Source organism: Paenibacillus tepidiphilus, assembly GCF_008635795.1.
Classification (GTDB): domain Bacteria; phylum Bacillota; class Bacilli; order Paenibacillales; family Paenibacillaceae; genus Paenibacillus_AQ; species Paenibacillus_AQ tepidiphilus.
Map to the genome: position 1 here is coordinate 116,318 of NZ_VWRQ01000006.1, position 19,740 is coordinate 136,057.

The 19,740-nt window shown below is 53.7% G+C and carries 16 protein-coding genes; 8 read left to right on the plus strand and 8 right to left on the minus strand.

Annotation, left to right across the window (positions count from 1 at the left end):
- Positions 1–5: 5 nt before the first annotated feature.
- Positions 6–1,532, minus strand: coding sequence for an extracellular solute-binding protein (locus F1379_RS09820; RefSeq protein ID WP_150269013.1), 1,527 nt, complete (start codon positions 1,530–1,532; stop codon positions 6–8).
- Between the two features lie 227 nt (positions 1,533–1,759).
- On the opposite strand from F1379_RS09820, the gene F1379_RS09825 reads away from it, so the two are divergent.
- Entirely contained in the window at positions 1,760–4,102 is a 2,343-nt protein-coding gene (locus F1379_RS09825) for a helix-turn-helix domain-containing protein (RefSeq protein ID WP_150269015.1), read from the plus strand.
- 113 nt (positions 4,103–4,215) lie between these two features.
- Here the strand turns inward: F1379_RS09825 and F1379_RS09830 are convergent, their stop codons facing one another.
- Together F1379_RS09830 and F1379_RS09835 are read right to left on the minus strand one after the other, a co-directional pair.
- Positions 4,216–4,923 carry a hypothetical protein gene (locus F1379_RS09830; protein ID WP_150269018.1) on the minus strand — a complete coding sequence of 236 codons (708 nt, stop codon included), beginning with the start codon at positions 4,921–4,923 and terminating at the stop codon, positions 4,216–4,218.
- Between the two features lie 108 nt (positions 4,924–5,031).
- Entirely contained in the window at positions 5,032–6,759 is a 1,728-nt protein-coding gene (locus tag F1379_RS09835; RefSeq protein ID WP_162551114.1) for a helix-turn-helix domain-containing protein, read from the minus strand.
- A 492-nt stretch (positions 6,760–7,251) separates the two neighbouring features.
- On the opposite strand from F1379_RS09835, the gene F1379_RS09840 reads away from it, so the two are divergent.
- From F1379_RS09840 to sdaAA, 4 genes are all read left to right on the plus strand, one after another.
- The gene (locus F1379_RS09840) at positions 7,252–8,484 is read left to right on the plus strand and encodes an MFS transporter (RefSeq protein ID WP_203457075.1); all 1,233 of its coding nucleotides are present in this window, start codon (positions 7,252–7,254) and stop codon (positions 8,482–8,484) included.
- Positions 8,485–8,568: 84 nt separating this feature from the next.
- Entirely contained in the window at positions 8,569–10,032 is a 1,464-nt protein-coding gene (locus F1379_RS09845) for an amidohydrolase (protein ID WP_239004616.1), read from the plus strand.
- The gene (sdaAB, locus tag F1379_RS09850; protein WP_150269022.1) at positions 10,022–10,690 is read left to right on the plus strand and encodes an L-serine ammonia-lyase, iron-sulfur-dependent subunit beta; all 669 of its coding nucleotides are present in this window, start codon (positions 10,022–10,024) and stop codon (positions 10,688–10,690) included. Before F1379_RS09845 ends, sdaAB begins: the two co-directional genes overlap by 11 nt.
- Positions 10,691–10,841: 151 nt before the next feature.
- Positions 10,842–11,720 (plus strand): L-serine ammonia-lyase, iron-sulfur-dependent, subunit alpha, encoded by an 879-nt coding sequence (gene sdaAA / locus F1379_RS09855; protein ID WP_150269024.1) that lies wholly within the window; start codon positions 10,842–10,844, stop codon positions 11,718–11,720.
- Between the two features lie 265 nt (positions 11,721–11,985).
- Here sdaAA and F1379_RS09860 read toward each other — a convergent pair whose 3' ends face one another.
- The 5 genes from F1379_RS09860 to F1379_RS09880 form a co-directional block, all read right to left on the minus strand.
- Complete coding sequence (locus F1379_RS09860; RefSeq protein WP_162551115.1) at positions 11,986–12,882, minus strand: MerR family transcriptional regulator; 897 nt, start codon at positions 12,880–12,882, stop codon at positions 11,986–11,988.
- 213 nt (positions 12,883–13,095) lie between these two features.
- Positions 13,096–13,329 (minus strand): DUF6199 family natural product biosynthesis protein, encoded by a 234-nt coding sequence (locus tag F1379_RS09865; RefSeq protein WP_150269028.1) that lies wholly within the window; start codon positions 13,327–13,329, stop codon positions 13,096–13,098.
- Positions 13,330–13,411: 82 nt separating this feature from the next.
- Positions 13,412–15,241: an APC family permease gene (locus F1379_RS09870; RefSeq protein WP_150269030.1), complete on the minus strand. Its 1,830-nt coding sequence runs from the start codon at positions 15,239–15,241 to the stop codon at positions 13,412–13,414.
- 187 nt (positions 15,242–15,428) lie between these two features.
- Entirely contained in the window at positions 15,429–15,782 is a 354-nt protein-coding gene (locus F1379_RS09875) for a hypothetical protein (RefSeq protein ID WP_150269033.1), read from the minus strand.
- Positions 15,783–15,805: 23 nt separating this feature from the next.
- The gene (locus tag F1379_RS09880; RefSeq protein ID WP_150269035.1) at positions 15,806–16,111 is read right to left on the minus strand and encodes a hypothetical protein; all 306 of its coding nucleotides are present in this window, start codon (positions 16,109–16,111) and stop codon (positions 15,806–15,808) included.
- Between the two features lie 314 nt (positions 16,112–16,425).
- Here F1379_RS09880 and F1379_RS09885 point away from each other — a divergent pair, with 314 nt between their 5' ends.
- The 3 genes from F1379_RS09885 to F1379_RS09895 all read left to right on the plus strand — a co-directional run bounded on the left by F1379_RS09885 (position 16,426) and on the right by F1379_RS09895 (position 19,523).
- Complete coding sequence (locus F1379_RS09885; protein ID WP_150269037.1) at positions 16,426–17,775, plus strand: amidase domain-containing protein; 1,350 nt, start codon at positions 16,426–16,428, stop codon at positions 17,773–17,775.
- Positions 17,776–17,888: 113 nt separating this feature from the next.
- Positions 17,889–18,503, plus strand: coding sequence for a lipoprotein (locus F1379_RS09890; RefSeq protein WP_150269040.1), 615 nt, complete (start codon positions 17,889–17,891; stop codon positions 18,501–18,503).
- A 102-nt stretch (positions 18,504–18,605) separates the two neighbouring features.
- Positions 18,606–19,523, plus strand: a complete 918-nt coding sequence (locus F1379_RS09895) for a hypothetical protein (protein WP_150269042.1) — start codon at positions 18,606–18,608, stop codon at positions 19,521–19,523.
- Positions 19,524–19,740: the final 217 nt, after the last annotated feature.

Consider the following 19,740-nt stretch of genomic DNA (forward strand, 5'->3'; position numbering starts at 1 on the left):
TTATCCTAATTTCCAGCTTTCCGGGCGTGGGCCGCTGCTTCGGCGTACTCCTGAATAATCATTCGTCCGCCGCTGTTCTCCCACTCCGACACCTCCTCCGCAAATTGCTCCGCATTCATCTCTCCGAGAATGTAGTTATAGGTGGCATCGGTAATAATCATCGACAGCTCCATATTCTTCTCGTCAAAGGTAGGGGAGCTTAAAGACACAGTCGGGTCGTCCACCAGAAACTGCTCATTGTCTTTGCTGAGCTGGTCCGCCAGGGCAGTGAGCTGCTCTTTCTTGGCAACCTCCATTATATTCTCGTTGCCGATGTCGGCAATCATCAGCGAATAGAGCGGGCTAACCTCATTGACCCGCAGCTGCGACGTCGCTTCCGGCAGGATGACCTTTCCGTCCTCCACTTTGTAATGACGGCCTTCAAAGCCGTACATCATCAGATTGGCCACATCCTTATCCATCGAACGGTCGAAGAATCCGAGCACTTGCTTCAGCTCATCTTCGGTGGCGATTGCTTTCTTGGAGAACAGGTACAAGCCGTTATAGTTCGGAATCGACCACACCTTATAACCGTATGGCCCCTCTATCCGGTTAACCAGGGTGAACTCGGCCTGCGGGTTAATCATCTTCGCTTCGATGGAGAGACGCTGCGCGTCCATCATACTGCCGATGAACACGCCGGCCTTCCCGCGGATGATTTTGTCCCGCTGCACTTCTTTGCTGGTCAGGGCAAAGTCCTGGTTAATGATTCCCTCCTGATACAATTTGCGCATGTAATTCATAGTGTTCATATACTCAGGTGTCGCGAATTCCGGAATAAACTGCCCGTTCTCCAGCTTCCAGTTATTCGGCGTGCCGAAATAAGAGCCAAGGGTCTTGAATACACCGTACACCAGATCATTGCGGTCAACTAAGCCGAAGGTATCCTGCTTGCCGTTTCCGTCCGGATCATTAAAGGTAAACTGTCTCATTACCTCATAGAGTTCATCCAGGTTCTTGGGCTGTTCGAGCTGCAGCCGGTCCAGCCAGTCCTGGCGGATGATAATGCCCTGTCTGGAGGATGGACGTTCGGTATACAGACCGTACACCTTGCCATCAACGGCCGTTTGACCTAGAATATCGCTGTCCAGCTCTTTCAAATTCGGAAACTGCTCAAGATAAGGCCCGATCTCCCAGAAAGCGCCGGAGCGGATTGCACTCTTCAGCAGATTGTAATCGGTGAATTTGACGAAGGTAACCTTCGCCAGCGTGCCTGTAGTCAGCGCCGTATTCATCTTGTCGGTATACACGCCCTCCGGCACCCAGGTAATCTCCAGATCCGTTTCGGTCAGCCTCTCAATCTCCGCAACCAGCTCCTTGGATGGAGTCTGCGGAAAATGCAGGGGAGCGAGAATCGAGATTACCGGCCCTCCCCTGGAATGCTGCGAATCAGCGTCCCCGTCATCACTGCAAGCGCTTAACAAAACAAGCATCAGGACAAGCGGCAGAATGAAGTAACACCAAGGCGAGCGGCGAGCAGATTTTCTGAACATACATATCCCCCTAAACATTAGGCACCACTATCCGCGCCGGCCGATTATTAATCCTGCGCCATGAATTTCAGTACCCAATTAACTGCTAATAATAGAATAATCTTCTTTACATAGTGATGATTTGAGATAATGATTATTGCGGCACCAGATGATTATTGTTATTATCCTAGCTGATGCATACACTAAGATAGAACAATGTTTTCCATAAAAAAGAGGTGCTGAAATCTGTGAGACATTTGAGCTTTCTGAGCAAACTGACCCTTTTCGCCTTTGTTATCAGCACGCTGCCTGTGCTGTTCATCGGCTCTTTCTCTTATCTCACATCTTCACGCGAGATTCAAAAAAATGTTAACAAAAGCAAAATGGAACTCATTTTACAAATTAACTCAAATGTAGAGCATAAGCTTACGACTGTCAACCAGACTTTGAATCAGGTGGTAAGCTCCTCGGTGCTCAAAAAAGCGTTGAACAGCGCATTAAATGTAAACGATTTCATTTTATATAATGATCTTAGATCGGAAATCCGCAATATGCAATCCTTTGATACGAAACTGGAGGATGTCATCCTGCTCAACCAACGCCAGAATTGGATGATCAAGAACTCCGGCCTGTATCGCCTGAATGAGTATCCGAATTATGAACAATTAACGAACTTGATGAATATTCCCGACAGTACCTCCTGGGTGCTTAACCCTTCCTCTCTGTTCTACAGCGAAGAGAGCGTCAATGTCACCGGCTGCGATTACAGCATCAGCCTCATCAAGAAGCTGCCGACGGCCAAGCTGCAGAAATACGGGCTGGCCCTGGCCAACATCCCGGCTTGCAGCCTGCAGGACTTCATCAATATATCCGATGTGGAGCCGCTTGACAGTATAATGGTGCTTAATGAATCCGGCATCATACTGCTGCACCCCGACCGCAGCCTGATCGGCAAACCGGCCAGCGCAGGCGGGCTAAGCGATCTACAGATTATCAAGAGCAGCAACAGCTCCTCCGGCCAGTTCCAGACAGTGATGAACAAGCAGGATTATTCGGTGTCTTATTTTCGCTCGCCTATGAACGGGTGGATCTATCTGTCCGTAACCTCGATCGACGGGCTGACCAAGCAGTCAGATAAGATCGGGCTCTATACCATCCTGGTATGCGCAGTAATGCTGAGTCTGTCTGTACTGCTGGCCTGGCTCGGCTCCCGCAAAATGTACACCCCGATCGAGCGGCTGCTCAATCAGATGGGACAGCGCCGTCCCGGCATCAAAGCCGGCCAGCGGGATGAGTTCCAGTTCATCGGCGAGCAGATGCACCATCTGTTCCAGTCCAAGTCACAGCTGGAGCGCGAGGTGAGCCAGCACATCCGCAATGTGCGGACCTTCTTCCTGATCAAGGCCTTCCAGGGCCAGGTCAAAAAACGCGAGCTGTTCGAGGAGCTGGAGCAATTCGGTTACCGTGAACAGGTGGAAGAATGGCAGACGATGGCTGTGATCATTCTCAGCATCGACTACGCCGGGGAAGACGGCTATGAGAAGAAAGATGTGAACCTGCTGCTGTTCGCGGCCCATAATATGATCGAAGAGTTAATCAGTCCCGACCGCCGGCTGGCTCCGGTCATTGTGGACGGTTCTGTTGTAACATTGATCGGCAGCCGCGAGGATCACCCGGAATCTTTTCACCGGATGCTCTATTCATTGACGGAGAATCTGCAGCAGCAAATCAACAGCTACCTGAAGCTTGCCGTCAGCATCGGCATGAGTCTTCCGTTCCATACCATTGAGAAGCTCCCTCTTGCCTATAAGGAAGGGCTGGAGGCATTGAAATACCGGATTACGCTCGGCAAGGGAATTATCATTCAATACGAACATATTAATTCCGGCAAGCACTATCTGGGGCTGAACTATCCCGTGCATACCGAGAACGATCTGATGGACGCGATCAAGCTGGCGGATGAGGCGAAAGCGAAAGAGCTGCTGGAAAAGCTGATGCGAAGTATTTTTGCACCAGGACTGCCGCCGCAGGAGTATCAGATTCCGCTGACCCGCCTGCTGAACAATATCCTGATTATGATGCAGGAGTCGGGCATTACCCTGAATCAAATCTACCATGTAAATGGCTCGCTGTTTGAAGAGCTGACCGATTTGCAGATCGCTGCAGAGATCGAGGATTGGTTCTGGAATGTTATCGTCCAGCCGATGATATCCGTCTTCCACAGCCGACAGAATGCCCAATATCATAATATATCCGAGAAAATCATTGATATCATCCAGCATGATTACGACAAGGATCTGACGCTCGAGGAATGTGCCTCGCGGCTGCATTACAACGCCAACTATATCAGCAGCGTATTCCGCAAGGAGACGCAATATTATTTCAGTGAATACCTGGCGATGTACCGCTTCAAGATGGCCAAGAAGTGGCTGGAGGAGACCGATATGCCAATCAAGGATATCGCCGCGAAGCTCCGGTACAATAACTCGCAGAACTTCATCCGCTCTTTCCGCAAGCAGGAAGGCATGACTCCCGGCCAGTACCGCGACAGCGCCGGCGGCCGGCAGCGGGCGGTGCCGGAGGAGTATTGACAGAACAAGTCCAGCTCATCCGCGGTCAATGAACAGCAGCGCCCCCGTTCCTCCGGCTGTGCAAGCCGAAGGAACGGGGGCGCTATGTCATTCATGCTTTTGGTCAGGATGGCTTAGGCCTTTCGCTTCTTGCGCGAACGGATGAACAGAATGATGGCAATGGTTATTACCAGTACAGCACCGCCGGCGACGATAACAATGTTCCGGAGGTTCGGCACCATCAGCTCCAGCTCCAGAGGCTGTGAATCGGTCAGTGTCAGATGCCAGGTCAGGGTATTGCCATCCTGGGAAACGGCGTTATTCGCCCCATAGAGATCAAAGGGCAGAGTTAATTTGAAATCAATCGCGAAGCCCTGCAGCAGCAGCCTTACAAGCGACTGCGGTACACCGACATCTCCCAGGCTGCTCAGAATCTCATCGGTATAAGCATTGAACCGGGGCTGCGCCACAATGCTGTATTTCGTATACAGCCATTTGTCCTCCTGCGTGATCCGGGTATCTACAATATCCAGATTTCCCGCAGTATCCATGGCCGGAAGATCCTTGTAGGAGGCATACACTTTCCGGAACATATACTCGGTATCGTCACCGTTCCGGGTCTTCTGCAGGACGATCCCTTCGGGCTCCAGCTTATCGGTCAATACTTCCTCCAGCTTATCGCCCACCAGTGATTCTGCACGCGCACTCAGTACCAGGCTGAACGCCAGTTCCAGACTCCCGTTCTTCTTCACGGTAACATGCGCCGTGCTCTGGGCGCAGCCGGTCAGCGCCAGCATCATTACAACCAAAAGTGCAGCAACGGCCGCTCGTATCCCTCTCAATTCAACTCCCCCATTTACGCTTCGCCAGGATTTTCTCCGCTATGCACTTATCATAGCGGGTACACGGCAGGCACTGCAACTCGCCCGGAGCAATCCCCCCCCCCGCTGTCAACCAGTTCCCTTCGGCAGCGTCTTCCGCAGATAGCAAGCCAATTGCAGATGCAGAAGATGCTCCTGATTGCTGAAGGACATGCCCAGTATCTCTTCAATCTTGTGAATCCGCTGATAGAGCGTGTTGATATGGATGTGCAGAGCGGCCGCCGTCTGCGCAGCCGATCCTCCGCTTGCCATATAAGCGGTCAGCGTATCCTCCAGCACCGCAGCCGCTCCTTTGGCCGGGCGCAGCGGCTCGAAGATTTCGTCCATGAATGCAGTCAGATCTTCAGCCGGCTGGCGGATGAACAGCCGGTTCACGCCGATGTCGGCATAACGGATGGGACCGGCCTTGCCCCTGGTCTTCTGGTAAGCCAGCGCTTTATCCGCTTCCTGATAGCTGGTGTTGACCGCCTCCACCCCCGTCCGTACAGAGCCGATCCCCCCGAACAGCGCAATCCCCGCCTTACGCTCCCATTCGGCCAGGGAGGCGATGAACCGCCGTTCCAGCTCCCCGGGCTTATATCCTTCCTGGACCATCAGCAGGAAGGTAATCCGCCGTTCGCTCGCGAAGGCCAGGGGAAGCGCCGGATGGGTCACATATTCCCGAACAAAGGAGATCAGCTGAAGGGAAAGCGTGCCGAGCGCAGCCGGGTCCCCGGACTCCGGAAATTCCAGCAGCCCTACCGCGACGCGGGTGGCCGGTCCGATGCCGATCTCTCCCGAGCGTTCCCAATACTCGGCGGAATCCTTGCTCAGACGCAGATCGTTGAAGAGCTGCTGGGTCTTCTTGAAATACAGCTCGGCAAGCGACTGCTTGCGCATCAGCTCCAGTGCGAGAATGGAGCTTCCCTGCTCCAGCGCCACCAATTGCAGCGGCGTCAGCCGGCCCTCTGCCTGAACCAGCAGGTATCCCAGGCACTGCCTTGCGGAAGCGATCGGATACAGATGGAGCAGCGGCCCTTCCCCCTCGCTTTCTACAGTCGTCAAATAGTCGGGAGGCTGCAGCGACTGGTACAGCTTCACAAGCGTCTCCATGCTCCAGCCTGGCGCCCATTCGGCACGCCGCGGGTGCCACTGCCGGTCGATGAAATCGACAAAAACCAGCGGCAGCCCGGTCACCCGCGCCATTTCGCCGGCAATGGAGCCGACCCCTTTGTTCTGCAGGGACAGCTTCATCAGCGATGAGTGAATCTCATCCCGCCGGATCAGCGCCTCATTCTGCTCACTTAATTCCGCATAAAGCTTCGCGTTGGTAATGGCAATCGACACCTGGTCCGCGAAGCTCTGCAAGAGCCGCACCTCCGCCTCGCCGAACAGCGGAATCTGGCCTTTTTGATAAAAGATCAGCACGCATTCGGTCCGCCCCTCAATCTTGATCGGCACCGAAATAATGGAGCAGACATTCTCGAAATGATAGGCCGTGTACAGATGCCGCCGGTTGTCCTCGGACATATTGCCTACATCTTCCTCCAATAGGCGCATGCTGTCGTAGAGACGCGGCTCGCCCCGCAGGAAGGTCTTGCCGATGATCCCCTCGCCCGGCTTCATCCGCATCAGAAGCATCTCTTCACCCATCTCTCCGGCCCGGGCCTTGACCTTCAAGGCGTCGGCCGCAGGCTCGTAGCTCCACAGCACCCCGATGCTGTCATAGGGGATTACGGCCAGCGCACTTGCCAGGATGCGTTCCAGCAGCTCGTCCAAATCCAGCAGCTGTGTCACATCGCGGAAACTGTTCATCATCGTATTAAGGGCTTGCTCATGTTTAGCGGCCATAAACTCGGTATAACATGGATACAGCAGAGAGGTAAGCTCCGCCAGTTCTTCCTCCGAAAGCTCCATCACTCTATAAATACGGATCGCAATGCATACATTTTGATCATATGGAAGGTAAGCTAACGTACACTCTTTCATTTCTATTATAGCTTGCGGCTTCCTTAACGTCTGCCCGGCCAACAACACAGGAGGGAGCATCTGCCGGCCTTCCGTTTGATAAATCCCCTGCCACTCCGTCCAATTCCGGCTGATCCAGAGAGCAAAGTCGGCAGTTCCCAGCCGTTCCCTTAACATTTTTTCAAAAAAAGCCTGCATACTATCCACCCCTGTCAATGTAGGTTTCCATATCAGAATGAACTTTATTATATAGGAACCTACATTGTAAAGAAAGCTGCGATCCTGTAATTTGAATATAATAAATCAATATAAATAACAATCCATGAGAAAGAAGGTAACACGATGTCGAAAGTGATCCACAGCAAGCACTTCAAGCACATTATTTTGGCCCTGTTGTTTCTCGGATGGTGCCTCGGAAATCTGGACCGCTTCGTCATCAACTACGCTGTAGTCAGCATTTCTGAGGATTTGGGGCTGAGCGCTTCCTCGCAGGGGATTATCCTCAGCAGCTTTTTTCTCGGTTATGCGATCATGCAAATTCCCGGCGGTGCGCTGGCTGACCGGTTCGGCTACCGGAAGGTGATCCTGTTCTCCCTCTTCTCATGGTCGGTCTTCACAATGATTACCGGCTCTGCCTGGTCCCTGATCTCACTTGTGCTCGTCCGGTTTCTGTTCGGTCTTGGCGAGGGCGGCTTCTTCCCCTCCGGCTCGAAGGCCATTGCCGTTAATTTCCCCGTCAACCAGCGCAGCAGTGCGATGTCTGTGATGCTGGCTTCCGGCGCCATTATGGGCGTAGTTACACCGCTGGTCTCCGGCTTCGCACTCGAATCCATCGGCTGGCGCAGTCTGTTCCACATTTTCGGCATCATCGGAATTGTCATTACGATTCTGATGTTCTTTTTCCTCAAAGAGCCCGCCCGTACTCCCGTACCATCCGCTTCCCCCGAAGCCAGAAAGAATGTCTCATTAAAAACAGTACTCCGGAATCCGATGATCTGGGGCCTGTTCCTCAGCTATTTCAGCATTTACGCCGTCAACTGGGGCCTGTCTTCCTGGATGCCTACCTACATGGTCAATGTCCGCGGACTGAATCTGAAGGAAATGGGCATGCTCTCAGCCATTCCGGCGATTATCGGCATCGTCACCATGCTGCTGGGCGGTTATGTCATGGACCGTATTCCTGCAGGCAAAGACCGTAAAATTTCCGCCGCTTTCGGATTGATCGTAGCTGTTGCCCTTTACCTGATGAGTACTGCGGAGAGCATCGCCCTGTTCATAACCTATGAGACCGTCGTCCGGATCGCCGCCGGCTTCGTGTCCACGCTGATCATCTCCAAATCCGTGAAGTCGATGCCCGAAACCGTTGCGGCGACAGCCAGCGGCTTCGTCAATACAGGCGCCCAGCTGGCCGGCTTCCTGACGCCGATGCTGATCGGCTTCCTGGTCGATGCCTCCGGAGGCTCGTATACCACCGCCTTTACGATGCTGATCGCCTTTGCCGTAATTTGCTCCGCATCGCTGCTGTTCAGCCGCCGTACCCAGCCCGATCTGCCGGCCGAGCCGCAAACGACTTGAGCACATATGGAAAAGGCCCGCTGACGTTGGCCAAGCTCATGCTTAACAGCCACACCATTTCTAATGAACGAGGTGCCTTCATACATGAATATGACGATCGACTTGACCCGTTTTGTATCTGAAGCCATTGAGCTGAAAAAAGAGCGTTTCACCTCTGCCAGTGACCTGATCTGGTCGTTTGCGGAAACGCGGTTTGATGAATATCAGTCTGCCGATACCTTGATCGGAGTGCTGGAAGCCGAGGGCTTCAGCATAGAGAGAGGGGTTGCGGGCCTGGCGACGGGCTTCATCGCTTCCTACCGCTCCGGTAGCGGCGGTCCCGTGATTGCGCTGCTTGGCGAATACGATGCGCTGGCGGATCTCAGCCAGGAGGCCGGCGTCAGCGAATACCAGCCGGTGCATCCGCGCGGCAACGGCCACGGCTGCGGCCACAATCTGCTGGGCGTTGGCGCGCTCGCCGCTGCGGTGGCGGTCAAGGATTATATGGCCGGGCATCCGGAGGCTGCCGGTGAAGTGCGTTTCTATGGCTGTCCGGCCGAGGAGAGCGGCTACGGCAAGACCTACCTTGCCCGCGAAGGGTACTTCAAGGACGTCGACGCCGCCTATTCCTGGCATCCGCATGCGCTGAATGCCGTTATGCACGGCAGCTCCAACGCAGTGATCCACGCCACCTTTGCCTTCAAGGGCATCAGCGCCCATGCCGCCGCCGCTCCGCATCTGGGACGCAGCGCGCTGGACGCCGTGGAGCTGATGAACATCGGCGCCAATTATATGCGCGAGCACATGGTGGACCAGGCCCGCCTTCATTATGCCATTACCAATTCGGGCGGCTTCGCCCCGAATGTGGTGCAGGCCGATGCGGAGGTGACCTATCTCGTCCGGGCGCCGAAATCGGCCCAGGTCCGCGAGCTGTTCGCGCGGCTCGTCAAGGTCGCCGAAGGCGCCGCGCTGATGACCGGCACGCAGATGAGCTACCGCTACGAAGGCGCCTGCGCCAATCTGATTCCCAACAGCACACTGGAGCGGGTGCTGTATAAGCATCTCAGCGCACTCGGGGCTCCGGCTTACGAGGAGACGGAGTACGCCTATGCCCGGGCGATCTATGAGACGCTGCCGGAGAGCAACAAGCAGGACGCGGCGGCCATGGTTGGTCCCAAGCTGGCGCCGCTGCTGGCCGGGCAACCGCTGGCAGGCTTCATCGTGCCTTACTCCGATGAGAAGGAAATCTTCATGGGCGGCTCCACCGATGTCGCCGATGTAAGCTGGAACGTGCCTACCGCCCAGTGCGGAGTCACCACCATGGCCTTCGGAACTCCGCTTCATGCCTGGCAGACCGTTGCCCAGGGCAAAACCTCTTACGCCCACAAAGGAATGCTCCTGGCGGCCAAGGCTATGGCGGCAGCGGCCATCGAGACGCTGCTGGAGCCGGAGCTGGTAACGAAGGCACAAGCCGAACTGCAGGAGCGTCTGGGCGGCGAAGTCTACGATTGCCTCGTGCCGGACGATGTGCAGCCGCCTAAGCAAGGAGCGGACACCCTTGCGGTTTAAGGATGTCTTCTCGATCATCGGCCCGGCCATGGTTGGCCCATCCAGCTCCCATACAGCCGGTGCCGCCCGCATCGGGCGCGTAGCCAGGCTGCTGTTCGGGGAATGCCCGGCGCAGGCCGATATTCTGCTCTACGGCTCGTTTGCCGCCACCTACCGGGGGCACGGCACAGATACGGCACTGGTCGGCGGGCTGCTGGATATGGGCACCGACGATCCGCGCCTGCCGGATGCGTTCGCGCATGCCGAAGCCGCGGGGATGTCTGTATCCATAGCCCGGGGCACAGGGCTGTACCCCCATCCCAATACTGCGGAGCTGGAGCTATCCAGCGCGGACGGGAGCAGAGCGCTGCAATTGACCGGCACCTCCATAGGCGGCGGCAATGTGGAGATCGTCAGGATTAACGGCTTCAGCCTGAAGCTGTCGGCCTCTTATCCCACCCTGACGATCCGCCACCGGGACGAGACCGGCGTAATTGCCTTCGTCACCGGCCTGCTCGGCGGCGGCGGCATCAACATCGCCCACATGTCGGTGGACCGCCGCTCCCGGCGCGGCGAAGCGATGATGGTGCTGGAATGCGACGGCGTCCCGGGAGCTGACACACTGCAGGCGATATCCGCGCTGCCGGCGGTTGAGGAGCTGCGGTTGTTGGCGATATAGGCCAGGCAGCCCCTTTCCAGCGGTCTTGCCCGCGGAATGCGGACGTGCCTGACAGACCATCTAACTTGAGCATTCAGTATGTAACCAATACTGTGGCTATCACCAGCAAAAGCGTCTCTTCTTCCATTCTGCACCGTAAAGGAGCGTCACCATGAATTTCCAAACACTGAAACAGCTGTCTGAATTAGCGGAAGCCAAAAACTGTTCGTTGGGGCAGCTGATGCTCGAGGAGCAATGCGGGGAAGCCGGGGAAGACCAAGAGACCGTCCTCGCCCGGATGTATGACTATTATCAGATCATGAAGGATGCCGTGTATAAAGGGATTAACTCCGATACGACCTCCAAGAGCGGACTGACCGGCGGCGACGCCCGCCGGATGAACAGCTACCGCAGCGGAGGGGAGCCGCTGCTCGGCGGTCCGGCTGCGCTGGCCATGACCTACGCCCTTGCCGTCTCGGAGGTCAATGCCTCGATGGGCCGGATTATCGCCACACCGACCGCAGGCTCCTGCGGCATCATCCCCGGCGTGCTGATCAGCAGCCAGGAGCGCTTCGGCTGGAGCGACGAGCAGATGGTGTATGGCCTGTTCGCTTCTGGAGCCATCGGCTATGTCATTGCCAATAACTCCTTTATCTCCGGAGCGGAAGGCGGCTGCCAGGCCGAGGTTGGCTCGGCAATCGGCATGGCGGCGGGAGCGCTCGTCGATATTCGCGGCGGCACGCCCGCCCAGGCCATTCATGCCGTCGGACTGGCGCTGAAGAATACGCTGGGCCTGATCTGCGATCCCGTTGCCGGGCTGGTGGAGATTCCCTGCATCGTCCGCAACGGCTTCGGCGCCATAACGGCGCTGGGCGCAGCCGATATGGCGCTCGCAGGCGTACGCAGCATCATCCCGTCCGACGAAGTCGTACAGGTGATGCTGGAGGTCGGCTCCGCCATGCCGGAATCGCTGCGCGAGACGGCGGGCGGAGGACTGGCCCAGACACCGACGGGCCGCAGAATTACCCGCGCGGTGCAGCAGAACGCCTGACCACTACTGCAACTGTATAGACAGCCGCCTGCAGACTGGCCCAGACACCAGAAGCCGATGGGCTGCAGGCTTAGATACAAGCTGCCCGACGCCTTTCTGTCAGCTGCTGCATGCGAACTGCCCGACGCCCTTCTCTCGGCTACTGCATGCGACCTGCCCGACGCCTTACTGTTGCCGCTGCATGCAACCGGCACAGCAAAGACCGTGAACCTGCCCGTCCAGGCGCAGATTCACGGTCTTTGTCAGGTTTCACGCGGGAATGCTCTCACTGTTCCTGCCTGGTCCCGTCAGGGCAGGGGAAGTTCGGATACTTGTCCAGGAAGAACCGGTTCGCCGCCTCCAGCTCAGCACTGTATGCACGGTAAGACGGGCTGAGCCGTTTCATCGCCGGGATGAAAATATCCCGGTAACCGGAAGCCTGCTGGAATTCAGAGAGCAGCTCCTGGAGCCTTGAAGCCGTACTGCCGCTGTAAGCGGCGGAGCGGCGGAAATCAATGTAGGCGTCTATCTTCTCCTTGTTTTCCTCCAAGTACTCGCCGATATTCTGCAGAGCCTGTCCCATTAACGCCACTGCCTCCTCCTCTAGAGCCTCATGCTCCGCAGGCATGCTTTGCTCCAGCAGCTCCACCAGCTCATCCGTCATGGGCATGGACATTTCCATCTTATCCAGCCAGGCGATCATATCGGCATAGGCCTGCCGCTGCTCCTGGCCGTTCTCCCTGAACTCCAGGAACCGGCCGAAATGTGCCGACAGAACCCTCCCGTAGCTGCCCGGAAACGCCAGCTGCAGCTTCTCTCGGATGGTAAAGGCAGCCTCGATATTGGCCGCCAGCACAGCGAGCTCGTCCGGGCCGTAACCGCCGATCAGCATGTCCATCGCCTGCAGACGCGCCTCCCCCTGCCGCTGGCGCAGCTCCATCCCGGCCCTGACAGCAGCAAGCCGCTTCGGCCTGTCCTCACTCTGCAGAATTTCCCGGATGTCTGACACTCCTACGCCCAGCTTGCGCAGCAGCGAAATCTCCTTCAGTCTCGCCACATCATCCGCACGGTACAGCCGGTAGCCATTGGCTTCAATCTCCGGGGCAATCAGGCCCTGCCGCTCGTAGTACTCCACTGCTTTACGCGTCAGACCGCAGGCGGCACACACCTCTTTGATTCTCACTGCCATCACCTCCAGTCCAGCATATAGCAGCCCCTTGGGGCCGGGTCAAGCCTGCAGACATCCTGAAAATCATTCAGTTCCTGCCGCTGTTCCAATTCATGCAGCGGGCTCCCGTAACTGAAACAGGTAATAAATTGCCCCAGCGCTACTATTCCGGTGGGAACAACAACAGCCCGGACCAGGAAATCCCTTCCCCGGTCCGGGCTGCGTCCGCTATGTCGCCTGCCAGATCAGCAGGATACCGACAATGATAAAAAACGCCCCTATCCACACGCCCACCGCCCCGGAGAATTTGCGCGCCTCCAGATAGGCTTCACTCGGCTCGCTCTCTCCGTCCACCTTCCAGCCCTCATTCATTCGCCAAGCGGATTCCGGATGCCGCCGGATGTACAGACTGTAGGCAATTATGGCAATTGCAATCAGTAGTATGAATATTCCGCCGCCCATAAGCAATCAGCTCCTTTTCCGGATTATACGCTAACAGATGGTAAAAGTTGCTTGAAGGTCAGTGACAGCAGCGGCATGCCGGTTATTTTTTCAAATGATAGGGCACTGTAGTAATAATTACATCCCTGCGGTACAGCAGATGAGCCCGGAGCAGCAGGCTGGACTGGTTATGCAAAATATTGTGCCACCCCTTGCGCGGAATGAATTGCGGCACAATGACGGTCACGTGGTAATCCGACTCGCAGGCTTTGCGCTGCACGGTGTCAATGAATTTGGTCAAGGGCTGGATAATGCTGCGGTAAGGCGAGTACAGCGTGACCAGCCGGATATCGGGATGGAACCTCTTCCACTTCTCCTCGAAGGTATGCTCTTCATCCCGTTCAAACGGAACATGTACAGCAATGATCTGGCTGGCATTCAGCGACTTGGCATAACGCAGCGAATTCTCCACCACATGGGTGACCCCCGCCACCGGCAGAATAATGACGTTGCCGTCAAATTTCATCAAAGGTTCTTCATTGTTGCTGATACTGAGCTGATCGGCGACTGCTTCATAATGCTTGCGGATCCGGTAGAACAGCAGAATAATCAGCGGCAGGAAGATCAGCACCGGCCACACCTGCGGGAATTTGGTCAGGAAGAACACAATCGTGACGATGAAGCTGATTGCCGCGCCCGTCGTATTGATGGCCAGCTTGGTGCCCCAGCCCTGCGGCTTCTCGCGGAGCCATTTAATCATCATCCCGCTCTGGGACAAGGTGAAGGGAATGAATACTCCCACGGCATACAGCGGAATCAGGTGCTCTGTACGCCCCTTGAAGGCAATAATCAGAATGATCGAAAGAATGCCCAGGCTCAGAATGCCGTTGGAATAGCCCAGCCGGTCGCCGCGCACGGTGAACATCCGGGGGATATATTTGTCCTTGGCCAGATTAACCGCCAGCAGCGGAAAGGCGGAATAGCCCGTATTCGCGGCCAGAATAAGAATCAATGCGGTCGTCCCCTGAATAAAGAAATACATCCCGCCCCGGCCAAAGATTTGCTCGGCGATTTGCGATACGACCGTAACCTCTTCTTTTGGCGTAACCCCGTAGTAATAAGCGAGCAGCACGATCCCGGAGAACAGCAGGGCCAGCAGCATCCCCATGGCCGCCAGCGTCTTGGCCGCATTGTTCGGTGCAGGCTCTTTGAAGTTGGGAATGGCGTTGGAGATCGCCTCCACCCCGGTCAGCGCCGAGCTCCCGGAGGAGAAAGCCCGCAGAAGCAGGAACAGGCTGATACCCGCCACCTGCGTGCCGAGCGGCGTATGCAGCTCAGGCGGCACATCGCCCGCCAGCACCTTGAAGATTCCGACACCGATCATAATAAATAAGGCCAGCACAAACAGATATACCGGATAAGCCAGGAACGAGGCTGATTCCGTAACCCCGCGCAGGTTCAGCGTCGTAATCACCAGCACGAACAAAATCGCAATCGGCACATTGTACGGATGCAGCTCCGGAAAAGCCGAAGTGATGGCGTCCGTACCCGCAGATACGCTGACTGCAACCGTGAGTATATAATCGACCAGCAGAGAGCCGCCGGCGATGAGGCCGGGGTATTTGCCCAGGTTCTCCTTGGAGACGACATACGCGCCGCCGCCGTGGGGATAAGCAAATATAATCTGGCGATAAGACAGGATTAAAGCCAGCAATAGCACAAGTACCCCGATGGCAATCGGAATCGAATACCAGAAGGCTGCGGCGCTGAGGGTAATCAGCACGATCAGGATTTGCTCGGGACCGTATGCAACGGAGGATAAGGCATCCGAAGAGAGGATCGCCAGCGCCTTCGTTTTGTTCAGCTTCTGCTCGCCCAATTGGTTCGATTTGAGCGGCCGTCCGATCAGAAATCTTTTCAACGAAGACATCATCAGCCTCACCCGACTTTTTTAATGTTATATTACCCTTGGCGCCCCTTAATAATCTGAGCCTAACCCACGCATATTTTGGGAAAATATCCGCCACTGATCATCATACGGTAAAATCCCGGTGATCGTAGCATAAGGACTCATAGACAGATGGTAATTTTTTGAATACAATAGCCTTTCAGTTCTCCAGCTACCCTCTCTTGAATAAATGAAACAGCGTATCTATGATATACACACCGGTATAGACAAAGATATTGGTGATTAAAAGCCCAATGTTGATATCAAAATACGATTCAAACGTGAGATAACCAGCCAGCAGGAGGAGATGCAGCCACACAAAAGTCAGATACACCCATCCCTGAAAGACAACGGTAAAGAGCGGGACTTTACTGCTATAATGTCTAAAAAACAGCAGCCTGCTGAGCCAGGAAGCAATCCGCACACGGACAAAACTCTCCTCATACCCTGCAATTCTTGCGGTAACCACCCAAAACAATACATAATTCACGACAATCGTTAAGACAAGCTTCCCCAGCATATCCATTGGCCTCACCCTTCTCTGACGGTTTAGTCTGCCGCAAATATTTTCTCAAAGATAAGTATAACAACATTCGCACCGGAATCCTGCGGGTAGAGCCAAATGCTTATGATCAACGAAAGAACAATGGCTGCTCCCCATATATAAGCATTGTTAAACCTCCGGGAAAAGTAATTTCCGGTCAGGAATATCGCAATATTGACGACATATGCAACCGGAATCGCCAGGATAAGACCCAGCCCGGTGTTCGGAAAATAGCGCCACAAAATCAGCAGCAGCAGTGTGCTGGGAATCAACGCCAATACTATTTTACGGAGAACTGCAAATGTATTCATAGCCCTACCTCCGTCAGTCATTTATTCCCATCTAATTTTTATATAACAACAATTACACATAAATAGATTCGTTTGCATCTATCTCAATCATTCACTTTCCGACAAAATCTATCAAAAATTTACATGTTTTTAGTTCTTTTGGTTTATTGTTTATATATATACCAATAATATACATTAATAGATGTAAGGTTTTTAAAAGAATACATCATAGGAGGCGGTGATTAAACCTTAAAGAAACTTTTTTGTAAGCGGACACAATTGCCCTGATGAAATTCACACTAAAATTTTATATATGTTGAAAGGAATGACATACATTGAAGAAAGTAATAAATGCTATGCTAGCAGCTACCTTGGTAAGCGCTATAGGTATACCTGTTGTTGCTCAGGCTCAAAGCAACTCGTCTGCAATTGCTGAAAGTATGGTTTCACCTGTTTCTGACACCCCTTCTGATACTCAGGCTGCGACATTTAATTTATACTCGGTTGAAACCTGCTTTTCCTTAGCACAAGATATTTTGAGGAATTACTATGAGAACATTGAGCTCGGCACAGCCCTATCCGCTAAACGATCCTTTGTTGATACAAAGTCACTGGATGCATCACTATCCAATTATCTTCAAAATAAAATAACCACAAAACAGTTTGTCGTAGACGCCGCAAATGCCCAAAAAGAGAACTACACCCTGAAATTCAACTTGCTGTCCTCCGAGGTAACCAAAGAAGGTATTCTCTTGACCATCAGCACAGAGGCGTCATTCAATTACGTTGGCTTGGATGTACAGTCCGGATTCGGCGAAGTGTCCAATATCCTGTTTAAAAATACAGATGCAGGTTTGATCGTTACCGATTTACAAATGCCGTATGACTATTACGATGAATATGTTAGAGGCCAAGAAGATCATTCCCGCGATCTTGCTTCAATCTACTCAAAGTCTAATAACGCTTCTATTACAGAAAGACAGGCTGAACTTCACAGTAGAATAACCCAGTATTTCTCGGTTGACCGCGAATTACCTGTTCAAATGAATAGTATCGATGGTGAAAAAACAACCAATCGATCCATAACACCATACGCCACGCTAACAGCACTGAATAAGACATCGATAGCAACTTATGCGAAAAACAACAAAGCCAAAACCTCCCCTTCAAGCGGCGGATCCAGTGTCCCTTATTACGATTTCTCCCAATTAACTGGAAACTGGGATTGCACAAACTTCGTATCTCATGCATTGCTAGCCGGTGGAGCAGTCCCTTATGATACAAATGGATCCGGCATTGCTTCGACGGGCTGGTACTATAGAAGCTTGAGCAACCGTGCTTCCTCATGGTCCGGTGTTCCAAATTTGTACAGTTTTCTTGTAAACAACACCACAAAAGGACCGGCAGGAACGTCCACAACATATTCGACGTTCAGATATAACTCCAACACCGGTTACCCTTATGCCGTTGGTGATATCCTGCAGTTCTATTTAAGCGGCTCCTATAACAATTGGCGGCATTCCACAATCATTACTGAATACTATGAGACAACCACAGATTTCGTCTTTGGCGCACTGGTCACCGGACGTTCCGGTCAAGGCACCTATAACGACAATCAAAAGGCTGAAGAAATTTACCCGGGGGATAGCAAAAGAGTAATAAAATTAACTGGTTATTATAAATAATATTTGAAGTAGGATGCACACCACTCCAATCATTTGTTTGAAGTGGTGTGCATCAAACATTATTGTAGATTTAAGGTAAACTCATGGTGTCCAAGAGTATTGGAGGAATGATAATGAATCGTGTTTTGCTGCTATTGCTGTTGTTACTGACTCTAACCGCGTGTAATAATACAGAGTCCCCGCCTGATACCAAAGAAAATAAATTGGAGGACCCTTCCGGATTTCCGGCCGCAGATGAAGCGGGCCTGTCCGCCTGGGATTTCGAAACGGCTTATACCATGTGCTCGGAAGCCCTGTCTGAATACTACAAGGCCGTCTGGAACCGAGCCGAGATGGATTTAGATGCTTATGTCAATAACGACAACCTTAAACAATATATGAACAAGAAGATTACATTCCAGTATGACCAGTTCCTTAAGAACAAGCTTACGGATAATCTGGTAACTGGTGTTGATATAGGTGTCAGTCATGCAGAGTTTGCCGGAGGGGATCACCCTTATTACTATTTAAAATTAGATGCCCGGGTTACAAAGGATGTGGGCAGTTACGCCGAACCTACTGAATTTCTTGTGCAGAGTCTAAATGGAAAGCTCGTTATTGCGGATTGGTATACGCCTGCCAAGGATAGCTATGACTCCCTCACCCGTGGAGAGCAGCAGACCATCAACAATCCTGAAATCTGGAACGATAGCGAATGGGTGAAGAGATTAGGAGTGCTAACGGAGTGATTGTATCTGCTACAAGTGCCCTGCTGCTTCGTGCTGCGTCCCCGCCTTGTCCTCCCCCCGCCCGCCGGGATATAATGGCCCATATATTGGGGGGATCGACTGATGAAGCTGTTTAACCGGAGAACGGTCCATGTGCCGTATGCCAAACTGAAGAAAGCCAACATGCTGCGCAATGAGTCCACCAAAGACGACTGGGTGCATTGGGCGGATTACCGTGAGCAGATCCGCGAAGTTATCGCGAAGACGGTGGATGAATATCAGCCGGGCCGTGGACACATTCTGCTGCTGGGTGCAGGGAACGGCAACGATGTGCCGATTTCGTATATTGAGACCGTCTTTGACCGGATCACCATCGTCGACATTGATGAACAGGCGCTTGACCGCCTGATTGCCAAGTCGGCTTACCCCGGCAAGTTCCGCAAAGCCGTCATTGATTTGACGGGGCTGGGTCAGACGGTGACTTCACTGGCTGATCTGAAAAATAATATCGACGCGCTGGAGCCTGCCGTCGACCTGTCCAGGATTGCGGCTCCGGTGGATGTGGCGATGAATTTATGCTTCACCACCCAGCTCTTGTCGGCTTATTTCCACCGGGAGAAGGATAAGGAAATCTCGGCCGAATTCAGCGCCGGACTGGACCGGCTGCTGGAGCGGATACACTTCAGCCTCTTCGAAGGCCTTGCCGGGCTGCTGGCTGATAACGGGCTGGTCATCCACCTGACCGACACCCTGCTGCTGCAGACCAAGCAGGATTATGTCAGTCCGGCGACGCCCAAGGTGGATGCTGTGGTTAAGGGAGACCGTAAGGGTAACGCCCACCTGCTGTATGGGCATCTCAAGGAGTGGGACCGCCAGGGTCTGTGCCTCCCGGGAGCCTTCATTCCCAGACACCCCGGCATTCTGAGCCGCTTTGCAGCCGGGCCGCATTACTCCCTGCTGTGGCAGTTCGTTCATGATGAATATGAAGACAGGGACTATTATGTGACGGCGCATGTGCTGGTCAAGAGAATCAAGGACTAGCACCCGCTAATCTTAGGGACTTTCAAGGGACTTCATGTGTGGAGGCCTCCCGGCCTTTCTCGCCAGAAAGATGGTGCATAGTTGCGGTTGATGCCGCAAAGGGACTAATTGGATAGGGACTAATTGGATTTTTGCTACTTAATTCCCGCGTAGCAGGCTATATTCCGATTCTAGTTGGATTTCCGCCACCTATTTGGACGATAGTACGCTCCAATGG